Annotated in this window: 6 protein-coding genes; 2 read left to right on the plus strand and 4 right to left on the minus strand. The window is 71.1% G+C overall.

The window, feature by feature from the left end; all coding sequences use genetic code 11:
* Nucleotides 1-35: 35 nt before the first annotated feature.
* Both FNQ90_RS08735 and FNQ90_RS08740 read right to left on the minus strand, forming a co-directional pair.
* Nucleotides 36-938, minus strand: coding sequence for a carbohydrate ABC transporter permease (locus tag FNQ90_RS08735; protein WP_182605840.1), 903 nt, complete (start codon nt 936-938; stop codon nt 36-38).
* 86 nt (nt 939-1,024) lie between these two features.
* On the minus strand, nt 1,025-2,341 hold the full coding sequence (locus FNQ90_RS08740; protein WP_182605841.1) for an extracellular solute-binding protein: 1,317 nt from the start codon (nt 2,339-2,341) through the stop codon (nt 1,025-1,027).
* Between the two features lie 216 nt (nt 2,342-2,557).
* Between FNQ90_RS08740 and FNQ90_RS08745 the strand changes: the two genes are divergently transcribed.
* Together FNQ90_RS08745 and FNQ90_RS28080 are read left to right on the plus strand one after the other, a co-directional pair.
* Complete coding sequence (locus FNQ90_RS08745) at nt 2,558-4,615, plus strand: beta-galactosidase (RefSeq protein ID WP_182605843.1); 2,058 nt, start codon at nt 2,558-2,560, stop codon at nt 4,613-4,615.
* 140 nt (nt 4,616-4,755) lie between these two features.
* Complete coding sequence (locus tag FNQ90_RS28080) at nt 4,756-4,947, plus strand: glycosyl hydrolase 53 family protein (RefSeq protein ID WP_267133030.1); 192 nt, start codon at nt 4,756-4,758, stop codon at nt 4,945-4,947.
* 135 nt (nt 4,948-5,082) lie between these two features.
* Here FNQ90_RS28080 and thpD read toward each other — a convergent pair whose 3' ends face one another.
* Nucleotides 5,083-5,982: an ectoine hydroxylase gene (thpD, locus tag FNQ90_RS08755; RefSeq protein WP_182605842.1), complete on the minus strand. Its 900-nt coding sequence runs from the start codon at nt 5,980-5,982 to the stop codon at nt 5,083-5,085.
* Entirely contained in the window at nt 5,979-6,389 is a 411-nt protein-coding gene (locus FNQ90_RS08760) for an ectoine synthase (protein ID WP_143623457.1), read from the minus strand. The genes thpD and FNQ90_RS08760 overlap by 4 nt, the downstream gene beginning before the upstream one ends.
* Between the last annotated feature and the right edge of the window lie 212 nt (nt 6,390-6,601).

Consider the following 6,601-nt stretch of genomic DNA (forward strand, 5'->3'; position numbering starts at 1 on the left):
GCCGGCGGCGACGGTGGGGGCGGGGGCACCGACGCTCATCGCGACTCCTCCTGTCGGGTGCGGGAATTGGCCAGTCGCAGGAACCCGAAGGACAGCACCAGGGTGACCAGCGCGATGATCACCGCGGTGGCGGCGGCGGAGTGGATGTTCCCCCGCACGAAGGCGTCCTGGTAGACCTTCATCAGCGGACTCCACGCGGTGGACAGGTTGTTGGTCAGTGGCCGCAGCGTGGTCGGCTCGTTGAACACCTGCAGGGTGGCGATGACCGAGAAGAAGAAGGTCAGCACCAGGGAGGGCGCCACCATGGGGATCTTGATCCGCCAGGCGATCTGCCGCTGCGAGCAGCCGTCCAGGCGGGCGGCCTCGTAGATCTCCGGCGGGATGGCGCGCAGTGCGGTGTAGATGACGATCATGTTGAAGCCGGTGCCGCCCCACACCGCGATGTTGGAGAGCGCGATGAACAGCGCACCGCCGCCGAGCAGGTCGGGCCGGGGCAGCCCGAGGTGGTCCAGCGCGAAGTGCAGCGGACTGACCGAGGGCAGGTAGAGGAAGCCCCACAGCAGCGCCGCGATCACGCCCGGCACCGCGTAGGGCAGGAAGATGGTCAGCCGGGCGAAGCGCCGTCCGGCCACCCGGTCGGCGTCCAGCATCAGCGCGAAGAGCAGGGCCAGGCCGAGCATGGTGGGTACCACGATCATGCCGTAGCCCAGTACCCGCAGTGCCCCGGCCAGCAGTTCGGGGTCGGTCAGGGCGGCGGTGTAGTTCGACAGGCCGGCCCAGACCTCACGGCGACCGCCGGAGCCCAGACCCAGGCCCTGGACCTCGACCTTCCGGAAGCTCAGCCACATCGCGTAGCCGATGGGCAGGGCGAAGAAGGCCAGGAAGAGCAGGACGGCCGGTAGGAGGAAGGCGTGGGGGGCGTACCGGGGGCCGCCCACCCGGGCCCCCCGGACGCGAGGCGTCCGGGGGGCGGCGTAAGCCGCCGCGTCAGCGGCGGGGGAGTCGGGGGACTTCACCGGGGTGCTCACTCGGAGACCTGGAAGCCCTGGCGCTCGAGGTCGGTGACGGTGGCGTTCTGCACCTCGGCCAGCGCCGCGCCGAAGTCGGAGCGGACGGAGGCCGCCGAGCCGAAGGCGTCGTTGAAGGTGCTGTACGCCACGTTGACGTTCGGGCCCCAGGCGGCCGGGGCGGTGCCCTCGGCGACGCCGGCGGCGATCTCGTAGAACTCGGGCTGGTTGGCGAAGAAGGCCGGCGGCTCGGAGAGGGCGTCACCGGTCTGGGCGGCGGTGGCGGCCGGGTAGATGCCGCCCTCGCGGACCATGGTGGCCAGCGCCTCGGGGTCGGTGTTGATCCAGGCGGCGAACTCGGCGGCGGCCCGGGCGTGGTCGGAGTCGTTGGTCACGGCGGTGGTGGAACCGCCCCAGCTGCCGGTGGCGTTCTCCCCGGCCTCCCACTGCGGCAGGGGGGCCACCGCCCACTGCTCGGCGGTGTCCTCGGCGGAGGAGGCGAGGACACCCGGCGCCCAGACCGCGCTCACCCAGGCGATCTGCTCACCGGTGTTCAGCGCCTGGTTCCAGGCGGGGGTGTACATGGGCTCGTTGTGGATCGCGTCCTCGGCGACCAACTCCCCCCAGAACTCGGCGACGCGGCTGGTGGGATCGTTGTCGATGGCGACCTTCCAGCTCTCGCCCTCGGTGGTCCACCACTGCGCCCCGGCCTGCTGGGCGAGGCCGGCGAACAGGCCCGCGTCCTGGGCGGAGAAGGTGGTCAAGTAGCGGTCGGGGGCCGCGTCGCGCAGCGCCCGGGCGGTGTCGGCGAACTCGTCCCAGGTGGTCGGCACCTCCAGGCCGTACTCCTCGAACAGGTCGTGACGGTAGTAGAACATCAGGGGGCCGGAGTCCTGCGGGATCGCGTAGAGCGAGTCGGTGCCCAGGGTGACCTGCTGCCACAGGCCCTCGGAGAACTCCTCGGCGGTGCCGGTGCCCTCCAGGTGGTCGGATATGTCGGCCAGTACGTCGTTGCTGATCAGGGTCGGCAGCGCCTGGTACTCGGCCTGCACCAGGTCCGGGGCCTCGCCGGCCTGCGCCGCGGTCACCACGCGGGTCACCAGGTCGTCGCCGCCGGCCTGGTTCTTCACCACGACCCGCACGTCGGGGTTGGCCTCGTTCCACAGCGCCACGGCCTGCTCCAGGCCCGGGGCCCAGGCCCAGTACTCCAGGGTGATCGGGCCGGCCGCGTCCGAGGAGGAACCCCCGTTCCCCCCGGAGTCGCCGCCGCAGCCGGTGAGGGCGACGGCCGAGACGAGGGTCGCGGTGCATACCGCGACGGTGCGGTGGTTCATGGTTCCTCCCGGGGAAGGGGCTGTGAGCGTTCACAGCGGGCTGTGAGCGTTCACAGTAGAGAAACGCTCCCGATACTTGTCAATGGTTGTTGCTGTGCGGTTATCTTGAGTTCTGTTGGGGTAGAACGGGCCGTGCACGTTCACAACCGGATGGTCACCTTCCGGGAGGCGACGGGGTCCGCGACCGCCCACCAGCACGAGATCGGGAGAATGTTCATGCCGGATGTCACACCCCCGGGCCCGCGCGGACTCGCCTACGGCGGGGACTACAACCCCGAGCAGTGGCCGGAGGAGGTCTGGGTCGAGGACGTGGCGCTGATGCGCGAGGCCGGTGTCACCATGGTCAGCCTCGGCATCTTCTCCTGGGCCCGGCTCGAGCCCCGTCGCGGTGAGTACGACTTCGGCTGGCTGGACCGGATCATCGACCTCCTGCACGGGGCCGGCATCCGGGTGGACCTGGCCACCCCCACCGTGGTGCCCCCGGCCTGGTTCTATCGCGAGCACCCCGACGCGCTGCCGGTGACCCGGGAGGGTGTCCGACTGGCCTTCGGCTCGCGCGGCGCGATCTGCCACAGTCACCCCGCCTACCGGGAGGCAGCCGCCCGGATCACCCGGGTGCTGGGCGAGCGGTACGGACGTCATCCGGCCGTCGCCATGTGGCACGTCCACAACGAGTACGGCGTCCCCGTCCTGGAGTGCTATTGCGAGGTCTCGGCGGCCGACTTCCGTCGCTGGCTCCGGGAGCGGTACACCTCCCTCGACGCCCTCAACGCCGCCTGGGGCACCGCGTTCTGGGGACAGCTCTACGGGGACTGGGAGGAGATTCAACCGCCCCGGCTGACCCCCACCGTCTGCAACCCGGCGCACCGCCTGGACTTCGCCCGCTTCGCCTCCGACAGCGCGCTGACCAACTTCCGGGCCGAGCGGGACCTGTTGCACGGGCTGTCCCCCGGCGTGCCGGTGACCACCAACTTCATGGTCTCCCCGACCCAGTGCGACACCCTCGACTACTGGGCCTGGGGCCGTGAGGTGGACATCGTCACCAACGACCACTACCTGGTGGCCGAGGAGGAGCGGAACCACATCAATCTGTCGATGGCCGCCGACCTCTCCCGGGCGGTGGCCGGGGGGAAACCCTGGTTGCTGCTGGAGCACTCCACCAGCGGTGTCAACTGGCAGCGCCGGGGCATCGCCAAGCGTCCCGGTGAGATGGCCCGCAACAGCCTCGCCCACGTGGCCCGCGGCTCCGAGGGCGCGATGTTCTTCCAGTGGCGGGCCTCCCGGCGCGGCGCCGAGAAGTTCCACTCCGCGATGGTCCCGCACGCCGGCACCGACAGCCGGATCTGGCGCGAGGTCGTCGAACTCGGCTCCCATCTGAAGGCGTTGGCCGACCTCCGGGGCAGCCGGACCGAGGCCGAGGTGGCGATGGTGTGGGACTGGCAGTCCTGGTGGGCACAGAAGCTGGAGTGGCGCCCCAGCGAGGAGTTGGACACCCGCGAGCGGGCCGAGGCATGGTACGCCGCGCTCTTCGACCGACACCTGACGGTGGACTTCGTCGAGCCCGGCACCGATCTCGACCCGCGGCGGTACCCCCTGGTCGTGGTGCCGGCCCTGTACCTCGCGGAGGAGAGGACCGGGGAGGCCCTGCACCGTTACGTCTCGGCCGGAGGGACCCTGGTGGTCTCCTACTTCTCCGGGATCGTGGACGCGAACGACGCCGTCCACCCGGGCCCCCACCCCGGTGCGCTGCGCGACGTGCTGGGCCTGACGGTGGAGGAGTTCCAGCCGCTGCACGCCGGGCGTCGGGTGCGGCTGGAGCCGGTGGCCGATGTTCCCGGGGACGCCGCCGCCCGACCCGGCGCGGCCCTGACCGGTGACGTGTGGGCCGAGACGGTGATCCCGCGCGGCGCCGAACCGGTGTGGACCCACGCCGACGGCCCGGCCGCGGGCGGGCCCGCCGTCACCCGGTACCGCCTGGGCGAGGGGGCCGCCTGGTACGTCTCGACCCGGCTGGACGCCGAAGGGCTGGACGCGGTGCTGGCCGCTGCCGGCGCGGACGCCGGTCTGTCCGATCGGGCCGCGCTCCCCACCGACCTGGAGGTGGTGCGCCGGGTCGGGGAGAACGGGACACACGTCTTCGCGATCAACCACGCCGACACCGAGGCACCCCTGGAACTGCCCGGCCCCGGCACCGACCTGTTGCGCGGTGAGCGGGTCGAGGCGTCGGGGACGACCGTGCCCGCCGGTTCCGTGCGGGTCGTCCTACTGGACTGAGTCCCGACCGGGGATCGGTCGCGGGGCGGGACCGGCACACCCTTCCGCCCGGGCAGCGACGACGACCACGAGGACATCATCGACCCGCCCTCCGAACCGGTGGACGGCTACCCGGCGACCCCCGAGGGCAGGTCGCCTGGATGCGTGACATCTGCACGACGGTGGCCGCGGTGCCCGACCGCCGGGGATCGTGGGTCTTCTCCCGGGAGCCCACCTGGATCGCGGTGCCGGGCAACGGCTGGGATCCGGAGGACCCCTCCTCGGGCAACGCCCGGGAGAACCAGGCGTGGTTCGACCACTCCGGCCGCGCCCTGCCCGCCGTGCGCCGGTGATCCCGGCGCACCGCTGATTCCCCGACGCGCGGCGGCCGGCCACCGCACCCGGTGAGGGTGCGGCGGCCGGCCGTCTTTCCGGCGTCGGGGGTTCCGGGCGCCCGGAACCCCCGACGATCGGACGGGGCGCGGGGCTCAGCGCACGGGGGTGAAGTCCCGGGCGCCGATGAAGTCCGGGCGCCGGATCGGAGCCGCGAAGGGTTCGACCGCCTCGTTCTCCACGCTGTTGAAGACGATGAAGACGTTGCTGCGCGGGTACGGGGTGATGTTGTCCCCCGAGCCGTGCATGCAGTTGCAGTCGAACCACACGGCGGACCCCGGCTTCCCGGTGAACAGCCGGATGCCGTGTTCACCGGCCAGAGCGGTGAGCGCCTCGTCCGAGGGCGTGCCCGCGTCCTGCATCTGCAGGGACTTCTTGTAGTTGTCCTTCGGGGTGGCGCCGGCACAGCCGAGGAAGGTCTTGTGCGACCCCGGCATGATCATCAGACCGCCGTTGGTCTCGAAGTTCTCGGTCAGCGCGATCGAGACCGAGACCGTGCGCATGGCGGGCAGCCCGTCCTCGGCGTGCCAGGTCTCGAAGTCCGAGTGCCAGTAGAAGCCGCTCGCCCCGAAACCGGGCTTGACGTTGATCCGGGACTGGTGGACATAGACGTCCGAGCCCAGGATCTGCCGAGCGCGCCCCACCACCCGTGGGTCGCGGACCAGCTTCGCGAAGACCTCGCTGAGCTTGTGCACCTCGAAGATCGACCGGATCTCCTGCGACTGCGGTTCCACGATGGAACGCTCGTCGGCGTGCATGGCGGGATCGGAGACCAGGCGGTCCAGCTCGGCCTTGTAGGTACCGACCTCATCGGGCTCGATCAGCCGGTCCACGGCGAGGAAGCCGTCCCGTTCGAAGCCCTCCAGGTCGCCGGTGGAGATCGGCCCCTCGGCGTCGGGGGACGACCACACGACCGGGTCCTGCCGCGGGATCATCTCCTCCGTGGCCCCCCGGGTCGGGTACCGGTCGGCGGTGCGGGCTGGTGCAGTGGTCATGATGCTGCCTCCTCCGGTTCGGTGAGCAGGGGGTACACCCCGTTCTCGTCGTGGTCCTCCCGTCCGGTGACAGGGGGGTTGAACACGCACAGGACACGGAAGTCCGTCTTGGGACGCAGGGTGTGCTTCTCGTGGCCGTCCAGCAGGTACATCGTGCCGGGGCGGATCCAGTGCTTCTCGCCGGTTTCGTCGTTGGTGAGTTCGGCCTCACCCTCCACGCAGAAGACCGCCTCGACGTGGTTGGCGTACCACATCGAGGTCTCCGTGCCCGCGTAGAGCACGGTCTCGTGGAAGGAGAACCCGACACCCTCCTTGGCCAGGATCAGGCGCTTGCTGCGCCAGGTCCCGGAAGCCGACTCCACGTCGCGATCGGTGCCCTCGATATCACTGATGGAACGGACAATCACGGTGTCGGTGTACCTCTCTGTATGTCCTGTCGCCCTCGGGCGACGGCCGGATGCGCCCCGGACGGGGTGGATCCGGTCGATGGCCGCGGCGCGGATGGTGCCGCCCCGCGGAATCCGGCGGTACGCGCCGCCGGACGTCCTCGGTGGTGTGTCCCCGACCGACGGGGCTCGGACCGGTCGATCGGGGGCGGGGTCGGGGACCCCGCCGGGTG

The sequence above is a fragment of the Streptomyces alkaliphilus genome (genome assembly GCF_014141535.1).
Classification (GTDB): Bacteria; Actinomycetota; Actinomycetes; order Streptomycetales; family Streptomycetaceae; genus Streptomyces; species Streptomyces alkaliphilus.